The organism is Dyadobacter sp. Leaf189, from assembly GCF_001424405.1.
Taxonomy (GTDB): Bacteria; Bacteroidota; Bacteroidia; order Cytophagales; family Spirosomataceae; genus Dyadobacter.
The window spans coordinates 638,442-658,826 of sequence record NZ_LMPS01000004.1 but is presented as its reverse complement, the minus strand read 5'-3'; the positions used below and the strand labels follow the sequence as shown (position 1 = coordinate 658,826).

At 47.6% G+C, this 20,385-nt stretch carries 14 protein-coding genes; 2 read left to right on the top strand and 12 right to left on the bottom strand.

What is annotated here, in order from left to right; all coding sequences use genetic code 11:
• Positions 1-55: 55 nt before the first annotated feature.
• From ASG33_RS12095 to nuoB, 6 genes are all read right to left on the bottom strand, one after another.
• On the bottom strand, positions 56-4,318 hold the full coding sequence (locus tag ASG33_RS12095; protein WP_056285028.1) for a T9SS type A sorting domain-containing protein: 4,263 nt from the start codon (positions 4,316-4,318) through the stop codon (positions 56-58).
• 138 nt (positions 4,319-4,456) lie between these two features.
• Entirely contained in the window at positions 4,457-7,300 is a 2,844-nt protein-coding gene (gene carB, locus ASG33_RS12090) for a carbamoyl-phosphate synthase large subunit (RefSeq protein ID WP_056285025.1), read from the bottom strand.
• Between the two features lie 196 nt (positions 7,301-7,496).
• A complete protein-coding gene (locus ASG33_RS12085; protein ID WP_056285022.1) occupies positions 7,497-9,332 on the bottom strand; it encodes a hypothetical protein in 1,836 nt (611 codons plus the stop codon).
• A gap of 100 nt (positions 9,333-9,432) precedes the next feature.
• Positions 9,433-11,109 (bottom strand): hypothetical protein, encoded by a 1,677-nt coding sequence (locus ASG33_RS12080; protein ID WP_229238625.1) that lies wholly within the window; start codon positions 11,107-11,109, stop codon positions 9,433-9,435.
• Positions 11,110-11,196: 87 nt separating this feature from the next.
• The gene (locus ASG33_RS12075; RefSeq protein WP_056285017.1) at positions 11,197-11,742 is read right to left on the bottom strand and encodes an NADH-quinone oxidoreductase subunit C; all 546 of its coding nucleotides are present in this window, start codon (positions 11,740-11,742) and stop codon (positions 11,197-11,199) included.
• A gap of 11 nt (positions 11,743-11,753) precedes the next feature.
• Positions 11,754-12,278 carry an NADH-quinone oxidoreductase subunit NuoB gene (nuoB, locus tag ASG33_RS12070; protein ID WP_056285014.1) on the bottom strand — a complete coding sequence of 175 codons (525 nt, stop codon included), beginning with the start codon at positions 12,276-12,278 and terminating at the stop codon, positions 11,754-11,756.
• 136 nt (positions 12,279-12,414) lie between these two features.
• Between nuoB and ASG33_RS12065 the strand changes: the two genes are divergently transcribed.
• Positions 12,415-13,164: a hypothetical protein gene (locus ASG33_RS12065; protein ID WP_056286446.1), complete on the top strand. Its 750-nt coding sequence runs from the start codon at positions 12,415-12,417 to the stop codon at positions 13,162-13,164.
• A gap of 13 nt (positions 13,165-13,177) precedes the next feature.
• Here ASG33_RS12065 and ASG33_RS12060 read toward each other — a convergent pair whose 3' ends face one another.
• The 3 genes from ASG33_RS12060 to moeB form a co-directional block, all read right to left on the bottom strand.
• Positions 13,178-13,648 carry an NADH-quinone oxidoreductase subunit A gene (locus ASG33_RS12060; RefSeq protein WP_056286444.1) on the bottom strand — a complete coding sequence of 157 codons (471 nt, stop codon included), beginning with the start codon at positions 13,646-13,648 and terminating at the stop codon, positions 13,178-13,180.
• 30 nt (positions 13,649-13,678) lie between these two features.
• Positions 13,679-14,818, bottom strand: a complete 1,140-nt coding sequence (locus ASG33_RS12055) for an ATP-binding protein (RefSeq protein WP_056285011.1) — start codon at positions 14,816-14,818, stop codon at positions 13,679-13,681.
• 144 nt (positions 14,819-14,962) lie between these two features.
• Positions 14,963-16,012, bottom strand: coding sequence for a molybdopterin-synthase adenylyltransferase MoeB (gene moeB / locus ASG33_RS12050; RefSeq protein WP_056285008.1), 1,050 nt, complete (start codon positions 16,010-16,012; stop codon positions 14,963-14,965).
• Positions 16,013-16,163: 151 nt separating this feature from the next.
• Here moeB and ASG33_RS12045 point away from each other — a divergent pair, with 151 nt between their 5' ends.
• Positions 16,164-16,667, top strand: a complete 504-nt coding sequence (locus tag ASG33_RS12045) for a GNAT family N-acetyltransferase (RefSeq protein WP_056285006.1) — start codon at positions 16,164-16,166, stop codon at positions 16,665-16,667.
• On the opposite strand, the gene ASG33_RS12040 is transcribed toward ASG33_RS12045, so the two are convergent.
• From ASG33_RS12040 to ASG33_RS12030, 3 genes are all read right to left on the bottom strand, one after another.
• Entirely contained in the window at positions 16,664-17,770 is a 1,107-nt protein-coding gene (locus ASG33_RS12040) for a bile acid:sodium symporter family protein (protein ID WP_056285003.1), read from the bottom strand. The genes ASG33_RS12045 and ASG33_RS12040 overlap by 4 nt on opposite strands.
• A gap of 5 nt (positions 17,771-17,775) precedes the next feature.
• On the bottom strand, positions 17,776-18,708 hold the full coding sequence (locus tag ASG33_RS12035; RefSeq protein ID WP_082489195.1) for an RraA family protein: 933 nt from the start codon (positions 18,706-18,708) through the stop codon (positions 17,776-17,778).
• A 113-nt stretch (positions 18,709-18,821) separates the two neighbouring features.
• Positions 18,822-20,381 carry a SusD/RagB family nutrient-binding outer membrane lipoprotein gene (locus ASG33_RS12030; protein WP_056285000.1) on the bottom strand — a complete coding sequence of 520 codons (1,560 nt, stop codon included), beginning with the start codon at positions 20,379-20,381 and terminating at the stop codon, positions 18,822-18,824.
• Between the last annotated feature and the right edge of the window lie 4 nt (positions 20,382-20,385).

Sequence of the window (20,385 nt, the reverse complement as noted above, 5' to 3'; positions counted from 1 at the left end):
AAAACCGGCGCTTTTCAGTGCCGGTTTTTTGTTTTTCAAATAATTGAAGCCAGGATTACTGTTTCACAACCTTGAATGTACTTTTTCTCCCCTTTGATTCTACAACAAGCAAGTACAAGCCGCGCTGCAATGCGGCAATATTGATTTCCTCGGAAGTTTTACGTGAATCAACCTGCCGGAGTACCCTTCCATTCATATCGTACAAACTGATCTTCTTCAATGCAGCCGCATTCTCGAATGTGACATTGAGTATTTCCTGAACAGGGTTAGGTGCAACGGTAACTTTGAGTGTAAGTGTAGGTTCAGTTGCAGTGACCATTTCCACGCGCACTGTTCCCGGGCTCTCTATTGTACCGGCTCCGCAGTTGTTCGAAACCCTGAAAAGGCGGTAATACTGGTTGGGCGAAGCCTGGAAGAGCTCGATTACGTCCGTCGGATTAAAAGTCTGCCGCGTATTGATCAGCAGGTCTGTTCCCCATTGGTAAGTCCACGGCGCGCCGCCGTCCAGTAGCACGGTGATTTTAGGATTGTTTTTACCATCAAAAATAACTGACTCGGAAGCAAAGCGCGCCTTGGCTTTCTGCCCGGCAACCATGGCATATTCATAAGCGCCGCTTGCTGTACCCGCATCACTCGCCACTACACGCATTCTGTATTGTCCGTTTGGCAAAAGGTCACCCGGAAGTACCGCTTTGAGGGGGTTCGTGTTTCCGATTGTCGTAATGGGCCGGAAGTTTTTTCCCGTTGTGTCTGAGATTTGCACGGTCATGATATTGCTGGAAGTGAATGTGCCGAGGGTAGCGTAGGAAACTGCTATTGTGTCGCCGGTACAAAATCCTGCGCTGTTCTGGGAAGTCCAGCTGGTAACACTCACACTTCTTGCCGAAGCCGGGTTTACTTCCACAGTCGCTGATCCGGACCGGTCTCCTTCGCCGCATTCATTCCGTACCGAGGAGATCGTGTAAGTAGTAGTTTGCCGGGGTTGCACGCGGATATAGCTGATCTGTCCCGGGTAAGCGTAAAGATTGCCGCGCGTCCCGTCTGATAATGTATATTCCACATATCCGTTGCTTTTGCTCGATTTGAGCGCCAGCTGCGTTGAAGCTCCGCTGTTAATGGTCGTGTTGCCGCTGATACTTAGCTCCGCGCGGGTAGTAACATAAACATTAACTGCGGTGGTGAGCGCATATTTGGCGACCGTCCCCCTGATCTGGTACCTGTTGCCAGCCAATGCGACAGGTATTTTCAGGTTGATTTCTCCTGTGATGTTTTTGGTAGAATCAAGCGGGATCTCGGTGTTATTGTCAAGGTCGACGAGGATAAAACGGATATTTCCGTCGGAGAGATCAGCCTCTCCCGCCAGACTGTAATTGATCCGGATACTATTTCCCGGACAAACCGATGACGTATTGGACTGAATGGTCAGCTGAGGCTTCACGGATACTTTAACCCGACCCGAAACTTTACCATATCCACATGCATTTGAAAGCTGCTTGATCGCATATTCCTGTGATTTCTGCGCATACATGTAAACAGTTTCCTGCAGTCCCGAGTAATAGTTCGCGGTTGAATTATCCTGCCAGATCACATTGAAGGGGCTACTGCCGGTAAAGGTGAGTTTCAGATTAATCGCTTGTCCTGCCTCTACAGTTACATTATCGCTCATGTTCTCGCTGAGCAGCTGGACAGTTGCCGGCTCATTGATCTGAACATAAGAATCGTTAGTAACGGGCCCCTCAGAAGAGACCACCCGGATATTATAGCTGCCTGCGGCCAGGTTCGCTGGAATAAACCCGCTCAATGTAGGGCCGGTACCGCCTTTTACAATGGTTGTTTTTTCAGTGGAATATTGTTTGACGATTTCAAGGTCAAACGTGGCTGTTGGTGAAGCTGTACCTTCGCTCACACCGAATGAAACCGAAATCGGGTCACCGGTGCAGAAGTTGCTGTTTCCATTATAGCTAGTGAGCTGAATGCGGTATGCAACAGGCACTATGTGCGCGCTCAGGTTCACCGGCGCACTTCCGCACGTATTTGCTACGGATTTGATCGTGTACACAGCCATTTTTCCGATCGGCGCTTTAACCGGGATTTCAATGGAGGAATTGCCCGTGTTTGTCGAAGTATATACCTGGTCGCCACCGCCATCAACTGAATAGGTAGCCTGCGAAATGCTGCTTGTCCCTGATCTTACGGTAATATATCCCCTTTCCGAGGCCAGGAATAAGCTCGGGTTTTCCGGAGTCGTTTCCGGGTAAATGGTAATATTCGACAGCGACTGCTGCAATGTGGTGTTCTGCACTTCGCTGAACAATACCGGATTTGTAGAGGTAATCCGCACTCCGGCATTACCTGAATACCAGTAATTTGATTTCAGCCTGATCTTGTAAGTGCCGCCGCTTTCGACTGTTTTGAGGTTTTGGAACTCACAGCAGTTGCCGTAACCCTGAATTTGAAACTTGTTGCCCGGATTAAAGGTCCCGACTGTGCCGAATACAATGTCAATGCTGTCTGTCTCGCAGATCTCCTTTTTGATTGGTTCGATGTAGATACCTGGCGCGCTGGTTGATTTTACCGATAGATTGACCGAGCGCGGGTTATTATTAGTGAAACAGCTGTTGCTGATTGATTTGATCTTGAATTCTGTATTGGATTTCAGGAAAAAATCTTTACCCGCAACATTTCCTTCGTATTCATATTCAGCGATCGTGCCGTCCATGTATTCGACCTTATAAGGCGAGCCGCCGGTTAGCCCGAATCTTAATGCCACGATCTGCGGCTTATCATATGTAAATGTCTCATTGAAGCCGGTATACTGCACATTCGGCATGGTTTGCAGCACTACACTGTACGATTGATTCGTCTGCAAGGCAGGTTGCGAAGTAATAATCTGATAACCGTAGCCGCCATAACCGCCTTCTCGGGCAGGCAAAGAAAATTCAATGTAGTCACCGTTTTTACTTGCATTCACCGTGCTGGTCTCGCCGGTAAACTGGTTATACAGTTTGACAAAAAATTGGGAAGCGCTGGTAAAATTGGCATTGGTCTGTATTTTGATCCTACCCTGAGTCCCTGCACAGATCAGCTGTCGCTGCGTATCTTCGATCCTGATTCCCGGACGAACCTTGATCTCTACTACCTGCGGGTCACGGATCTCTATTTTACCGCAACCGGTTGTAAGAGATTTGATCGAAAAGTTTTGATCTGCCGTGGGATTGCTCGTAATGTAAGCTGTGGAACTGTTGGATTTATATATGGTACCGTCGGCAAATTCAAGCGAGTAAGGCGCTAAGCCCGTCATGTTGACCGTCAGCTGCATATAATCGCCAAAATTGATCGTCTGGCTCTGCGTATTGAAAGTAGCACCGGGAGCTGACCAAACCTGGATAGGAGATTGGTAAATGGAAGAAACTGTTGCCGGATTTTCTGTAACAACCTGCACACTGTATCCTGCAGAACCATTGATATTCGCATTGGCCGGAAATCTCGTCTTTAAAAAATTTCCGTCTACGGTAGCCGGAGCTTCTAAGACCAGAGGTGTCTCGTTGTAGAATGCATGGCGAAGGAACCGCACCTTGTATTTAGTTGCATTGGTAAAAGCTTCTCCGCTGGTGGAAATCCGTATCTTCAGTTCACTGTTTTCACAAAGCTCAGTAGGGGTCACGAGCATTGTTTTGACAGCAGTTTTGTTGACAACCGCCGAGTAACTTCCGCTTACAGCCATTGCCCCGCAGAAGTTCTCTGCATGCGCAATCGTATAATTTCCGCTCTGGGTGACTGTAAGGCTGTATGGCTGAGAAAATCTGCCGTCATTGGAATAAATACTGATCTTACTGCTATCACTCAAAGTGACGCGGCCCTCCTGAAAGTTGTTGCCTTCCAGCAGAATGTCCACACGGTCAAATGCATTCAAAGTATCGGACTTGCCGGGAGGGTTCAATACAACTTTCCCTTTGGTATGGATTCCGATCGAAGAACTCCACTCGCTTTGAACTTTGGGAGAGGAAGTCGACGCACGCATCTGAACGTAGGAGTTGCCAAGTGAGAGCGAATCTGCAATCCTGAATTCCAGGTTCCCGCCCACCAAAACTGCCGGGAGTTCCACACTGATATTATTCGCGTAAGCTTTGCGGATTTGTACCGTGTATTTGTTATCCGCATTGAAAGTCCCTGTTACAATGACGGGAATCTTGTAGGTAGTATTGACACAAACCGAGGAAGAAAGATAGGTATGGTCAATGGTAATGGAATTGTTTTGGGCAAAAGAACGTGAGCAAAGCAGTAGCAATGCAAGAATGCAGGGGTAAAGTTTAAACATGTTTAAGAGGAGTTACAAAAGTGACCGAAAGTACAAGTTTTTCTACAAAATGTGAATAGGTCAGGCGAGTTCCGCAAATAAAAAAGTGGCGCACAGATTGCTCTGTACGCCACTTGAAAATTGGATCTGAATTCGTTGTTACCGGCTCAGATACAGGTTCCTTTCTCCATATATCTTCTGGAAGAAATCATCCTGTAAATCATCGATAAAGTAGATCGCTTCTCCGGTCGATTTCATTTCCGGCCCAAGCTCTTTATTTACATTCGGGAATTTATTGAAAGAGAATACCGGGATCTTGATTGCCCAGCCTTTTTTCACAGGATTGAATGTGAAGTCAGACAGTTTTTTATCACCCAGCATCAGCTTCGTTGCATAGTTCACATAAGGTTCCTGGTAAGCTTTGCAAATGAAAGGTACCGTTCTGGAAGCTCTCGGGTTGGCCTCGATTACAAACACGACGCCGTTTTTCACCGCAAACTGCACGTTGATCAAACCTTTCACATTCATTGCCAGGGCAATTTTGCGCGTATGCTCTTCAATCTGGCGGATTTCGTCGGCGCTCAGATCGAATGGAGGCAATGCAGCGTGCGAGTCGCCGGAGTGGATCCCGGCAGGTTCGATATGCTCCATTACACCAATAATGTAAGCGTCTTCACCGTCACAAATTGCGTCGGCTTCTGCTTCGAGCGCACCTTCGAGGAAGTGGTCAAGTAATATATTATTGTCAGGAATATCGTGCAGGATCTTCACAACGTGTTGTTCAAGTTCCTTTTCATTGATCACGATTTTCATGCTCTGTCCACCCAAAACGTAGCTCGGACGAACAAGTAACGGGAAGCCCAGTGTTCTTGAAAGCTCTACCGCCGCATCGGATGTACGTACCGTTCCGAATTTCGGGAATGGGATACCAAGTTCTTCCAGGAGTGACGAGAACCGACCGCGGTCTTCTGCCCAGTCGAGCGAATGGTAACTGGTACCGATGATTTTAACACCATACTTTTCCAGCTTTTCCGCCATTTTCAATGCAGTCTGTCCACCAAGCTGCACAATCACACCTTCCGGTTTTTCGTGCTCAATGATGTCAAACACGTGCTCCCAGAAAACTGGCTCGAAGTAAAGCTTGTCGGAGATATCCGGGTCAGTCGAAACAGTTTCAGGGTTACAGTTCACCATGATTGTTTCGTAGCCCGCTTCTTTCGCTGCCAAAACCCCGTGCACGCACGAGTAGTCAAACTCGATTCCCTGACCGATCCTGTTAGGTCCTGAACCCAGTACCATTACTTTCTTGCGGTCGCTGACAATCGATTCATTGTCGGGATATTCCTGCGAGGTATTAAATGTAGAGTAGTAGTAAGGCGTTTTCGCTTCGAACTCGGCCGCGCAGGTATCCACACATTTATAAACACGTTTGATACCCAGTGCTTTTCTTCTGTCGTAAACCTTGCTTTCCTTGGTTCCAAGCAAGTGGGCGATCTGGCGGTCGGCATAGCCTTTTTGTTTGGCCGAAAGCAGCAGTTCCTTTGGAAGATCGTCCAGTTCGTATTTCTCAATCTGGTGTTCCAGCTCGATCAGCTCCTCGATCTGGCGCAGGAACCATGCATCAATCTTGGTAAGGTTCTGGATTGTTTTGAAAGACAACCCGATTTTGAATGCATCGTAAATGTGGAACAAACGGTCCCAGCTCGGATTTTTAAGGCTTTTCTTAATCGCTTCCTGATCGCGCAGCTCGCGGCCGTCGGCTCCAAGACCATTCCGGCGAATTTCAAGCGATTGACAGGCTTTTTGCAATGCCTCCTGGAAATTCCGTCCGATACCCATTGCTTCTCCAACAGACTTCATCTGCAAGCCCAGTGAGCGGTCAGCACCTTTGAACTTGTCGAAATTCCAGCGCGGCACTTTTACGATCACGTAGTCGATGGAAGGCTCGAAAAATGCGGAGGTACTTCCGGTAATCGGGTTGATCAATTCATCAAGATTATAGCCAATCGCCATTTTGGCAGCGATTTTGGCAATCGGGTAACCTGTTGCTTTCGAGGCAAGTGCCGAAGAACGTGAAACGCGAGGGTTGATCTCGATCGCGATGATCTTGTCGTCGGCCGGATTCACAGAGAACTGCACATTACAGCCGCCTGCGAATTTTCCGATCCCGTCCATCATTTTGATAGCGAGGTCGCGCATTTGCTGATAAAGCGTGTCAGGTAATGTCATTGCAGGTGCTACCGTGATACTGTCACCTGTATGTACGCCCATCGGGTCAAAGTTCTCGATTGAACAGATGATGATAAAGTTACCATTGCCGTCGCGCAGCAATTCCAGCTCGTACTCTTTCCAGCCCATTACACTTTGTTCAACCAGTACTTCGTGTACCGGAGAAGCGTGTAAGCCGTTATTCAATGCCTGATCAAAGTCTTCTTCTTTCTCCACGAAACCGCCGCCTGTTCCACCTAATGTATATGAGGGGCGTATTACCAGCGGAAACCCAATTTCCTGGGCAATTTCCTTGCCTTCCAAAAACGAGCGGGCTGTCCGGCCTTCGCACACATTCACACCTAGTTCCAGCATTTTCAACCGGAATTTCTCTCTATCCTCAGTCGTTTCAATCGCTTTGATGTCGACACCAATGATCTCAACATCATATTTTTTCCAGATTCCTGCCTTGTCGCAGTCGATAGCGAGGTTCAATGCAGTCTGGCCTCCCATCGTTGGCAACACCGCGTCAATGGGCCTGCCTAATGCTTTGTGTTTTTCAAGAATTTCAACGATATACTTTTTCTCCAATGGCAACAGATAAACATGATCTGCACTGATAGGATCAGTCATGATGGTTGCCGGATTGGAATTGATAAGAACTACTTCAATTCCTTCCTCACGCAGCGAACGCGCTGCCTGGGAACCAGAGTAGTCAAATTCACAAGCCTGACCTATGACAATGGGACCTGAACCGATAATCAGAACGGATTTGATATTCGTATTTTTGGGCACAGTAGATGGTATTTTTGTAGAAATGAAGGAAATACTTTAACAACTTTTGGGGTTGCCTGGTAAATTTCAGCAGGGGTACGTCCAAAAATTCCACAAAGTTAATTCACATATCCGAAAAAGTAGGATAGGAAGTCCGAAATTAGTGGTAAAAATGAAATTTTGTCTTCAAGTGACTGTAAAGCAGTATTTTGCAAAATTACTGCAGCGGAACAATAGCAGGCGCTGAGATATCGAAGTCGCGCAAACGCAGCGGAACGTTGCCGCTCGCTCCAAATCGCCACTCTGCTGTGTTGCCCGGTATGTTGGGGTAATATCCTACGCGGATTTGTAATGTATTAAAGGTAAGATTCTCATTTCTCAGCCTGAGTCCGAGCCCGTAACCCTGGTAAAGCGGCCCGCTCCAGAGCGAAGAAACTCCATTGACCAGCCCGAGATCTGCGAAAACAAAGTAGGCGATACGAAACCCGAGCAAACTCTTATCCGAGAAGAAAACGGTTTCCGTCCCTACTGTGAGCCGCTTCGTACCGATCAGCTGATCATTGTTAATGCCGCGGATACCCTGCTCTCCGCTGATATTCAGGTAATCGAGCGGATCGCGGCGGATTCCGTGGGTGTAGCGAAATGTAAGGAATTGACGGAAAAAACTGTATCTGAATGGGATCAGGTTGCTGATGTAGTTCAGCTGTCCATTGATCACACCCTGCTGTGCAACCCCGTTTTTGGAGTAAGTCCCCACATTGGCAAGAAAGTACATGTAGCCCAGGTTGTGCGGGATGTAGTTACCCGTGGCAAATTGCACACCGCCATACCCACGCACCCCGAACTCGGTATTCTCTCTCCCGATCGTCAATGCGAAAAGGCTGCCTATCGGCACGTCTTCCGTTCTACCAAAACCGTAGATCAAAACGTCGCGTTTGTAGTTACGGTTGGAGTATCCCAAACTAACGAGGGTCGCACTGCGGTTCCAGTATATTTTGTTGAGATCGGCGGATACTTGGGGGCGTTTTTCGAAGTGGTACTTATTGTGCCGGAATGCAGTCACAATCCGTGAGTTTTTGGCAAGCCTGCTGTCGGGGAATGGAAACTTGAATGCCCGGCCGATCCAGGCGTCGTAATAAGCATATTCGGTGGGAAAGCGGATTTCCACATCGGTATCGTCCAGCCTTCGCTTGTACTGCCGCACATTGGTATGCCCGATTTCCAGCGCGCCGGCGTATTTGGTTTCATTGGTTAAAAAGCGACGGAAAAAGCGGATCGACTGTTCCTTTACATCCCGTTCAAGAATGAAGTTGGCCTGACCGGTGATGAACGTTTTTCCTATATAAGGAATGGTATAAATGCTCCTGAACTGGAATTTCTGAATGGTATCGTTGGCGTTCCACCGGATTCCCGTGCGCTGGGAATGTGTGGTCCCGCGGACATTGATGTTCTCAACAGATGCATTGAACTTATTGAAACCACTGAACCCGCCTGCGAAGTTAAGTGACCACGAATCCTGCACCAGTACCACCACGTCGGCCATCCAGGTTACATCGCTCCGCGGTACGACAATGATACGCGCATCCAGAATGGTGCGGTTTTCACGCAGCAGACGTTCGTTATCTTTCAGTACCTGCGCCTGGATATCGTCTCCTTCCGAAAACAGCAGGAAAGATTTGCGGATAATCCCCTCCCGCGTATTGGTGTGCAGCGTTTTGCTCAAAAACCGTTCGAGCCGGTTGCCGGTACGCGTGGTATCGTAAACAGACTCGCCCATGATATCCAGCTGGCGAATGTAGATCTTCCGGATAACCATTCCCTCATAAGGCGTAAAAGGGTTGGTCTCGATCTCTTTCACCTCCTTGATCTTGCCCTGGTTGTAAACATCCCGGAAAAGCAACCTGTACACCGCCCGCGAAAACTTCGTCTTCGACATACGCGCTTTCAGGTTGGTGTACCGCACACTATCACTTTTGTAAACTGCCGCGCTATCGGGATTTTGGGCCGATGCGATGGCAGAGAACAGAAGAAACAGTACCAGATACTTGTACATGAGAGATGTGAATTCCAATAGACAGAATTAACGTAAACGCGGGAACCAAAGGTATGCGGCAGTTTAAAGGGCGGCTATTTAATCGTCCTGAAAGGTGATATTACTTATTTGCGTCGAGAATAGCTTTCACAGTTTTGTCAAGCGCACTCGGAGCTGGGGCATTTTTCAAGGCAAATTTCCCGTTTGGCCTGATAATCGCGAATGTGCCTGCATCCAGCGGATTCAATCTGAAAAGCAAGTCCATAGCCTGATTGTCACTCAGGAATACATGTGTGCCTTTAAGCTGGTGCCTTACCAGGTACTGGCGCAGCAGTTCATCCGAAAAACCATATTCCTGCCCTGGCAGGTGAACAAAAAGAAACTTCACGTTTTCAGGCAGGCGGGATTGCAGCATCGGGATGAAGCCCAGCTCTTCGCGGCTTTTCGCATCTTCCATGCTCCATTTGACCAGATAGATCGTACTGCCTTTGTAACTATCAAGGATCTGGTTGACCCAGGTATTGCCGCGATCGTTGGAAGCGGTCAGGTAGTAACCTGGCAATGCTTCTGTGGGCAGCGTTCTCGCATTTTTGAAGTTGGCGAGCTTGCTGATATCCGCACTGTCTTTCACTTCCAGTCGCACAAGCTCGTCAAGCGACTGCCTGAATTGCGGTATGCCGTTTCTCGATTGAATGTGCCTGTTGAGCAGGAGCTGCTGTTTATAGGTGAATTTATAAAGGTTGCGGGATAGGTAACGTGCGTTCAGGAACTCGGTAGCAGTGCTGTCGAACAGATCATTATAGCTCCTGCTTTCTCTTTCATAGTTAAAAAGAATGTTCAGCGTCGTTTCGTTTTTTGCAAAAAGCTTGTTCAAAAAATCAAGCTGTGCCTTTTCGGCAACGCCATTCAATGTGATTTGTTCCAGCCGCTGTTTATCGTCAGGTGTGAGGGTATTGCTGTAAGTTCTGATCAGCGTTGCCATTAATCTTACCGGTAGTGAATTGGTACGGGTTGGGCTATTGATCCGCTGCTGCTGCACCAGCAGGTCGGCATAGTCGCCAAACCGGCTCGCCCATATCACGCGTTGACCCGTCAAAGGCGGCTTGGCCAGGCGGTTAAGACTGTCTTTCAGTGCATCACTTATTTCATACAAATTGCTTAATGAATGCTCAAAGAGGATTTGCATTTGCTCTTCCTCGGCATTTGACTTCACCCATTGCAATAAAGCAGGCGAGGGGACCGAGTTGAGGGACGCGGCCTGTACTGCGCCGGTACGCAACGCAGCCCGCTGCTCGGCAAGCGACCTCGCCTGAGCGGCACTGCGCTCCCAGAACGATTTGAAAAATTCGGAGCCGAGTGCCTTGTTGGCGCTGAGGCGCTTGTTTTCTTCCTGAATATAAAGCGGATACTGATTGTTGGCATCCGCATTCACACCCGCGAAATAAAACAGTTTACCTGTGGTATTAAGGGAATCTCCATTGAAAGTGATTTCAACAGTACCGGGGGAACCCAGGAAAGTTGTGAATGCTTTTCCACCATAATCAAGGTATATTTCTTCCTGCGTAAAAATCATGGGAAGTGAAACCCTGAAACTGCCGTCAGGTTCCAGCGGCGCCTGTTTGCTGAGCTCCGACTGTGGCTGCAGTATGTTGTTACGGGAAAAATTAATAAAGGAAGCCTGCCTGTACAGCCGGCCGTTCAGGTTGAGTATCCTGCCCTTGATGATCAGCGAATCTGTCGAAGCCTGAGAAACCTGAAACAAACCTGAAAACAGGGCGAAAAGTAAGATGAAGCGCATGCACGTGACTATTGAGATTGATAACGAAAAATAGCCAGCCTTTTTTACGCCTCCAAATTTGAAAGTTTATTTCAGCAGCAGGTACAATTACAATGTATGGTCGGGGCCAACCAGTTCCTGGCCCGGTCCGCCATCTTCATACCTTACATATATGCCGTGGTAGCGCTCCCGCGCCTGGTAATCTTTGCGGAGCGGGTGACCTTCCCAGTCCTCGGGCAGCAGGATCCTGCGCAGATCCGGGTGTCCTTCAAAATAAATACCCATTAAATCATAAGCTTCCCGCTCGTGCCACTCGGCAGTGCGCCAGATGTGGCTTACCGTAGGTACCACCGGCAAGTCACCTTCCGGATTATTCCTCGGAAATACGGACTTGATCGTGAAATCTGTCTGGTAAGGAATAGAAGTCATATTGTAGATCACCTCCATTGTGGCCAGTCCGGGTCCATTGTCAATAGCTGTAATGCAAGCCAGGAAATCGAAAAACAAGCGGTTATCCTCGTGCAGGAACTGACATACTTCCGCAATATTCTCTTTTGGTACTATCAAAACGGGCTGCGGGTTTTTGGTATCCGCATCAATCGCCAGTTCCGGAAACCGGGCAACAATCAGGGAAGTAATTTCTTGAAAATTCATTTATTAAAAAGTTAGGCGGTTACCATTTCCGCAGCTTCCATTTCAAGGAACAATGCGGGTGCGACTTCTTTGGTATTCCTGATCTTCTCCTGCAATTTCATAAACCCGCCGATCAGCGCCTCAGGTCTTGGCGGACAGCCGGGAACGTATATGTCCACCGGGATGATCCTATCAACTCCTTTTACCACGTGGTACCCATGTTCCCAATATGGACCGCCGCAGTTGGAGCAGCTTCCCATTGAAATAACGTAGCGCGGTTCAGGCATTTGTTCATATAATCTCCTGATACGGTCAGCCATTTTAAAAGTAACAGTACCTGCCACAATCATCACGTCCGACTGTCTTGGGGAAGGCCGCGGCATGATCCCGAACCTTTCCAGGTCGTAATTGGACGCGTACGCTGCCATCATTTCAATGGCGCAGCAGGCAAGACCAAATCCCATGGGCCACAACGACGAGAGCCGCGCCCAGTTCATAAGGTCCTCAGCGTTAGTTAATATAATTCCTCCGTCTCCGGTTTTTGCTCGTTCACTCATCTCGCTATCAGATACTGCTATCTGGTTGGTACAAATTTTGCCTGTTATTGTGATACAGACGTCACAATTGTAACCATAATTGGCAAGAAACGGTTTCCGCCTGCGTTACAAAACAAATGCATTTAACTACAACTATATGAAAAACAAATTACTTCTCATCGCTTCCTTTCTAATCGTTTTTTCCGGGGCTGCAAATGCGCAGACAGATGCTGATACAACAGTCAGATTATTCAAAAGCGGAATGGCGATTTATGCAGAATTAGGTCTCTTGCCCAACAATAAAGCCATACGCGATCAACTGACGCAGCTTGGTGTGAAACCATTTGAAGGATTGATGGGATCGATTGTACTCGCGCGGCGGACTGAATCAGAAAAATGGTTTTCGGAAGGCCGGATCATCATCATGAACAGCACCAACTACACTACTGATAAGAATGTAAAAAAAGCGTATCTATCGGGAATCGGGATCGGGACGGACGGCGGTCCGAAACTCGTGAATACTTCTCGCTGGAATGTAATGATTCCTCTGGGTGTGGATGTGATGCTGTACCGGCTGAATATCAAGAGCAATGGAAATGCGAGCATCGGCCAGGTTATCAACAATCCTTCTTCTTTTCAGGCGGTGAAGCTTTTTACACCCAATATCAACATTCACGGAGGTTTGGGAGTTGATTACAAAATGAATCTTTTCCCGAAAGTAAATGACAAAGTGTACCTGAGCGGAAAGGTAACCTATCACCAGCCGCTGCTTGGAAAAAGAAAATGGCGGGGCGAGAATGTCACGATCAGCGATCTGTCTTCATTGAAAGTGAACCAGGTTTATGTACAGGTCGGATTTGTCGTTTTCCCTAAACCGGGCGATAAGAAGTGGGGTAAAATGCATTAAGCTAAACAGCTGGTCAACTTGCCTTATACCGCTCGTTGACCTGCTTGTACATATCAGCCGGTACCAGTGATTTCACTTCCGGGATCTGTGGTTTGGGGCGCACCCAGTCGAGGTAGCCTTTGACCCAGGCGTAAGCCAGGCCCAGGATCAGTATACCGATAAAAACGGTCATTTCTGCCATGGCAAACCAGCCCCATTCTCCGTTAGTCTGCGCAATGAGATCTTCGTTGCCGAAAACAACGGACCAGGGAAAAAGGAACAGCAGCTCGACCTCAAACAAAACAAAGACCAGCGCAACAATATAAAAACGGACGTTGAACTGGATCTGCGCATTACCAAGCGGGTCTTCGCCGGATTCGTAGGTTGTCAGCTTTTCTTCATTGGGTTTGTGCGGGCGCAAGAACTTGGCAATCGTGAGCATTACGCCGAGGAGAACCAGGGCTGCAATGATAAAAAGAAGTATATATCCGAAATCAGAAATCATGTTCAGCAGTCTTTCCTGCAAATCTAATCGTTAAATCTCCCCATTTACAAAATCGATGAAATTGTCGTGATTTATCCAGTGTGTTTCAGCTTCGGGGTAAGCTTCTACGAACGCCTTGGGGAATTTGATCTTATTCTCTTTCCATTTGAACTCATACCCTTTCAGCTGATCGTTCCTTACTTCCAGCCAGTCAAGTTCCTGCTGATCGTAAGTCCGCCAGAAATAAACAAACGGGTCTTTTCTTGAATAGGAATTAACCTTCATTCGCTCTGCTGCCAGGTAATTTTCCCAAAGCGCACCGATATCCTGACGTTGCGGTACCGGTAAAAAGTTGTTAATTAATGCATTCCTGATCCCATTGTCAAAGAAGTACCATTTTGAAGACTTAGTAACCTCTTTTCGAAGATTTTTACTAAAACCTCCGATCCTGAAAATGATAAATACTTTTGAGAAAAGATCAAGGTATCGCTCGACGGTGTTTCGATCAATCTGCAGTGATTTTGAAAGTTCTTCATAAGAAACCTCCTGTCCAATTTGATAAGCAATCAGTTGGAGTAGTTGAAGCATTTTGTGTGAGTATCTCACTTGCTCAAACATGAGGATATCTTTAAGCAAGTAAGCATTTACCAGGCCTTTCAGATATTCTTTTTGCTCTTCTGTATTGGTTATCTGTAAAATGTCAGGATAGCTTCCAAATACCAGTCTGTTTTCAAGTTGCTGTCGGGTTTGTAGATATGATTCCTGAGAAGAAAGTTCTATTTGAGCAAGCGGAAAAAGCTGATAGCTGATTTGCCTGCCAACCAGGGGCTCGCCAGTTTGATTGGACAACTCAAATGCAGAAGACCCGCTGGCAATAATGGTAAGGTTTGGAAAGCTGTCTATCAGAAGTTTAAGTGCTTTCCCGATTTCAGGCACTACTTGTGCTTCATCAATGAGCAGTAAGTTGATATCTTTTAGCCAACGACGGTAGGATGCGATTCTCCGGTCTGAAAGCAGAAAAATGGTATCCAGATCTTCGCCATTTAGAAAAAGAGATTTCCCCTGAAAGTTCTTCTCAATCTGGTTGAGCAAATGTGTTTTGCCAACTCGCCTGGCGCCCGAAAGTACGATAACCTTATTGGAATTCAGTTTCTCCTCTATTGTTTTGAGTATATACCTCGGAAATTCCATGCTGAATATCGGTAGGTGAAGTCAAATTTAGCCAAATTATTGACTTAATTCAATCAATTTAGCTAAATTCATTGAACGAACTCAACCAATTTAGCTAAATTCATTGAATTGACTCAACCAATTTAGGTATTCTTCTCTGAGCTGCTACCAGTTGGCTGCCCAGCGGGCGTCGCCTAAAAAGCCACTTTTTAAAAGCAGTTTGGCTGCCTGTCGGCTTCTGATTCCGCTTTGGCAGTAGAATACCACCGTTTTATCATCTGGGAAAGTGGTCAGGAAATCGGGGATCTCGGAAAGTGGTATATTGGTGCCGCCAAAATTATCAGCCTCAAATTCATAATCCTCCCGGACATCAATGAACTGGACCTGCTCAGGAGCGGCATCCTGAATGCGTTCAAATTCTTCCAGCGACATTTCACGGGCATCAACTGGCTTTGGTGAAGGAGCGGGCTCTGTGACGGGGCTGTCTTGAACAGGAATATTCCGGCTGAACTCGAATGTACTTGTTGCATTAGTAAGTGCGTTGATCAGCAGTAACCTGCCGGAAAGTACCTGTCCCACTTCGCAGATCACCTTGATTGCCTCATTGGCCATATACGTACCGATTATGCCGGGTAAAATGCCGATTACGCCAGCCTCGGCACAATTGTCGCCTTCTTCTGCGTCGGGAAAAAGACAGCGGTAAGTAGGGCCGTTGTGATGATTGAAAACAGATACCTGTCCTTCAAACCGCAGAATGGAGCCGAAAACCCAGGTTTTGTTGAGCTTAATACAGGTATCATTTACCAGGTAGCGCGTCTCAAAATTATCCGAACCGTCAATCACCAGATCGTAGCCTGAAATGATCTCCGCCGCATTCTCGCTGGTCAGCTGGACAGGGTAGGGCGTGAATTTTACAAATCCATTGAGGATACTCAGTTTTTCAGCGGCAGTAACTGCTTTCTTTTTACCCAGGTCAGCCTCCGAATACAGGATCTGTCGATGCAAATTGGTTACCTCTACATGATCGTGGTCAATAATCCCGATTTCGCCCACGCCGGCCGCAGTGAGATATTGCAATACCGGACAGCCCAAACCGCCTGCACCAACCACCAGAACCCTAGCTGATTTCAATTTTTCCTGACCTTCCAGACCAACTTCCGGAAGAAGAATCTGCCGGCTGTATCGCTTGCGTTCCTGAATTTCAAGTTTCAACATACTCCTTTTACTGTTCACAAAGGTGACAACGCACCTCTTTTTAGTCGAAAACAGGTAAAGTAGGCAATTCGATCATTGGGTTGCGTTTAATTTTTTAAATAATCCTTATTTTAACGCGCTCAATCAACCTGACAACGACCTGAATTACTTGATGGATCTTATTATCAGAAGCGCTGCTCCCAGGGATTTACCTGCTTTGCTGGAAATTATCAACCACGCTATCCTTAACACCACCGCCATTTACGACTATGAACCCAGAACGCTGGAAGAGCAGACTGCCTGGTTTGAAAAGATGTTCAACGACGGCATGCCGGTGATCGTGGCAGAGCTTGAAGGCAAGGTGATCGGTTATGGTTCATACAATACTTTCAGGCCGAAAATCGGGTACAAGTTCAGTGTAGAGCATTCCATTTACCTCGACGAAAAATCGCGCGGAATGGGCGTAGGAGGGAGGTTGCTTGGCAGCCTGATCCAGCGCGCGAAAGAATCGGGTATTCACACCATGATCGGCGTGATCGACGCGGCGAACCGGGGCAGTATCGAATTTCATAAAAAATACGGCTTTATCGAAAAAGGCTACCTCAAAGAGATAGCCTTCAAATTCGATCAGTGGCTGGATGTTGTATTTATGCAGCTGCTTATTGAGGAAGATTAATGCGCTCTTCCCGTTTCAATGTAAGTTTCTTCATCACCGGTAGGTTTGCCCTGCCACCAGGAAGCCAGGATAGAGCCGGTGATGTTCATCAATGGTCCGAAAATCGCCGGAGCTAATCCGACAGTGGCCATTTTGCCCATTTCCTTGGCAATCCCCGAAGCTAGTCCGCCATTTTGCATACCTACCTCGATCGCGATCGTGCGACAGTCGCGCTCGCTCATTTTGAACAACCGTCCCGACCAGTATCCCAGGGTATAACCCGACAGATTGTGGATCAGTACCAAAAGCAATAAAGCTGGTCCGATGGAAAGCAGGCTATCGCGCCCGGCAGCGGTGATAATGACGATAATGAATGCGATCCCGGCCATAGAAACGAGCGGCATTGCAGCATCAAGCCACTTCACTTTTCCGCTGAATAGTTTATTAAAAAGCAACCCCGTGCCAATTGGGATAATCACCATTTTGATAATATCCCACATCATATGCAGCGTGTCGATCTGAACGAAGGCACCTGCCAGAAGGCTCATTAAAAGCGGGGTAACGAGCGGCGCGAGCATGGTGGAAATCGCCGTGATCGTGATCGACAGCGCCAGGTTTGCTTTGGCGAGATAGGAGATCACATTGGACGCCATTCCATTGGGAGAGCAGCCGATCAGAATAATACCGGCCGCGATTTCAGGTGGAAAACCGCTGATACTCGCCAGTGTATAGCCGATACCCGGCATAATGATGAAGTGGCTCACGACACCGATCAATACACCTTTGGGCATTTTAACAACCCCGACAAAATCGCCGAAGCTCATCGAAGTGCCCATTCCGAACATGATGATCTGTATCAATGGCGTGATCAGCACAGCCAGTTTGAAATCCCCGAATGATTGAAAATGCTGCGGGTAGTATAATGCAGTGGTAACTGCCGCGAAAATCACGGTAGTGTAAGTAAAGCCTTTCAGCTTTTCATAGCCACGAAAACTGATCGCCAATGCGAGGAAAAATCCGATGAAGAACGGGCCGGCTGCGGGCAGGTTCCCGCTCAATGCAAGATATAAGGCGGCCAGCAGGCACACTGCCGCCGCAACTGAGAGTAGCTTATACATATTCATGCGTACTACCAGGTTCTCTTTTTCATGTATTCATCCAGCTCCGAACGTTTCATAGGAATTTCGTTCGGGTTCTTGTCAAGCCATTTCAGGAAGTCGCTTTTCAAGGTATCCGACCACTGGCTGTCAATCTGGCCCGGTGTATACTTCCCTTCTTTTAACATTTGAATACCAAACTTGTCACGCAATGCGATGAACTCCGCGGTTTGTATCACTCTCTCAACGAGGTGCGCAGGAACGAAAATTACACCTTCTTTCTTCGCCAGGACAAGGTCACCGGGCAGTACTACCGCGCGGCCAATGCGGATTGGGGTATTTAATCCGGCCAGGTATTCGTCTTTCAAATAGGAAGGATCAAAGTCGCGGACGAATGCATTAAAGCCTTCGATTTTTGACAAACCTTCCAGGTCGCGCACCGAAGCATCGAATACAACACCATTGCCCGATTTGGCATAAATGGAATTAGCCAGGTTATCACCAATCAATGTACCCTCTGCGATTTTACCGAAGCCGTCAGCCACGTAAACGTCACCTTTGGAAAGCTGGTCAATGGGCCAGGAGTTAGTATTTCCAATGCGGCCCTGTTTGTTGCCGCGTTCTTTTATATTTTTTTCAATATCAGGACGGGAGGGAAGGAACTGTGCGGTCAATGCGCGCCCGGCGATTACTACATCGGGGTGCACCATTTTCCAGTTGCCTTCAAACTGGCAGTTATAGCCTTCGTTTTTCATAACCACCCAGGCTTCTTCAATGTTGATCTCCCTGGCGCGGCGTATCAGGTCATCGGGTATTTTCGGGCGACCGTCGGGAAATCTTTCACCTTTCCATTCAGATGTCAGGAATGTCAGTTCTTCTTTGGAGATCGTTTGCGCTTCAACGATATGGGTTAATGAGAGAGCAGAAAAGGCAATTGCGGCTAAACTCAGGAATTTGAATTTCATAAATTAAAAATTGTTGATCAGGTTTTGGGTGGATAAAAATAGGTATTAGGAAAGAAAATCAGACTTCCCGGTCAGGAAAGTCTGATTTGCACTTCAATAAATTCATTCAATTATTACTTATCCCACCAAACCAGACTTGAAAGCGTGTTGGTGCCGCCCTGGCGGGTACGCGCTTCATAGAAGTTGTCGCGGTTATACAGCTCTTCCGAATCAGGAATTACAAATCGCGTCGGGATTTTTCCGCCGGTCAGGTTACCGGGGTAGTTGGTAGGCGTCAGCGCTGGATAGCCTGTGCGGCGCCAGTTAGACCAGATTTCATATTCGTCTTCAAGAAACAGGGCAACCCATTTCTGCGTAGAGATCTGCTCGATCTGCTGCGCAACAGTTCCACCTGTTTTGTAAGGGTTGGCAGCAAGGTAAGCGGCGATCTTAGCGTCGGAAATAATACCCGCCGTTCCGAACAAAGCCCATTGTTTGATCCCCGAAGTAACCGCAGCCTGGTAAGAAGCAGCCGCAGTAGCGCCGGTGTACCAGCCTCTTACAGCAGCCTCAGCCAAAAGCAGGTGCACTTCCGCAGGTGTGAAAACCAGCAAGGGCGCGTTGTACCGAAGTATCGTAGCGGGATTTGGCTCAGAGTACGAATCAAAATCAGCTGGCAGTGAGTTGAATGCTGCATTCGGCATTCCTTTTTGCAGTGCAGTAGCGGTATCAGCTACATAAGGTGCAGTTGGGGAAGCTTTTGTCCATACAACCGAAATGACATTCAATCGCGGGTCTTTGGTTATTTTCAAATGGTCGATCAGCGTTTTGGCCAGTTTTCCGCCTTCCACATTGTCGCCGCCCGGAGAAACATAGTCGGTGCTCATCAAACCAGCCGAAATGAAGTTACGGCTTGCAGTGATGGATCCGTCCACGTAGTCGATTTTGGCAAGATCAGAGTCAGCAGTAATAACACCGCCGGCAATCGCCTTTTTTACCCAGAGCTGTGCATTGGCAGGATCAACCTCTGTCAGGCGCATTCCAAGCCGCAGCATCAGAGAGTAACCAAACTTTTTCCACTGCGTGATATTGCCGCTGTAAATCAGGTCTGCATTGCCGAACGTAGGCTGCGCCGGATCAAATGCATTGATCGACTCTTCCAGTTCTTTAAGCAGATCCGCATAGATCACCGATTGCTCATCGTATTTCGGTGTAAAATCCTGCGCTGAATATGCTTTTCCTGCTTCGAAATAAGGAACATCTCCATACAGATCAGTAATCCTGTGAAACAGGTACGCTTTCCAGATCCTGGCGATAGACAGCCTGTTGATATCAGTCTGGTTTTTTGAAACCGCGTCGATCACCTGCGCAATATCGATTACCGCGCCTTGTGTCACAGGGTCTCCGCCGTACAGGTTCCAGCTCGCCTGGCTGTAACCGAAGTTGAAATATTTGTCACCGGCACCGGGTACTTCCTTATAGGTAGCAAAATGCTGCATTGACCCACCGATTGTCAGGTAAGCCGCGCCTGTATAATTATTGCTCACTGTTACCAGCTGCGCCCTGGTGAAAAGGTAACCCGGCACTACTTCCGTGGAAGCATTTGGGTTAACATTCATTTCTTCAAAACCATTGTCGCAGGAGGCAATGAACAGGGCCGGGGCCAGGTATAGTACTTTAAATAGGTTTTTCATATTC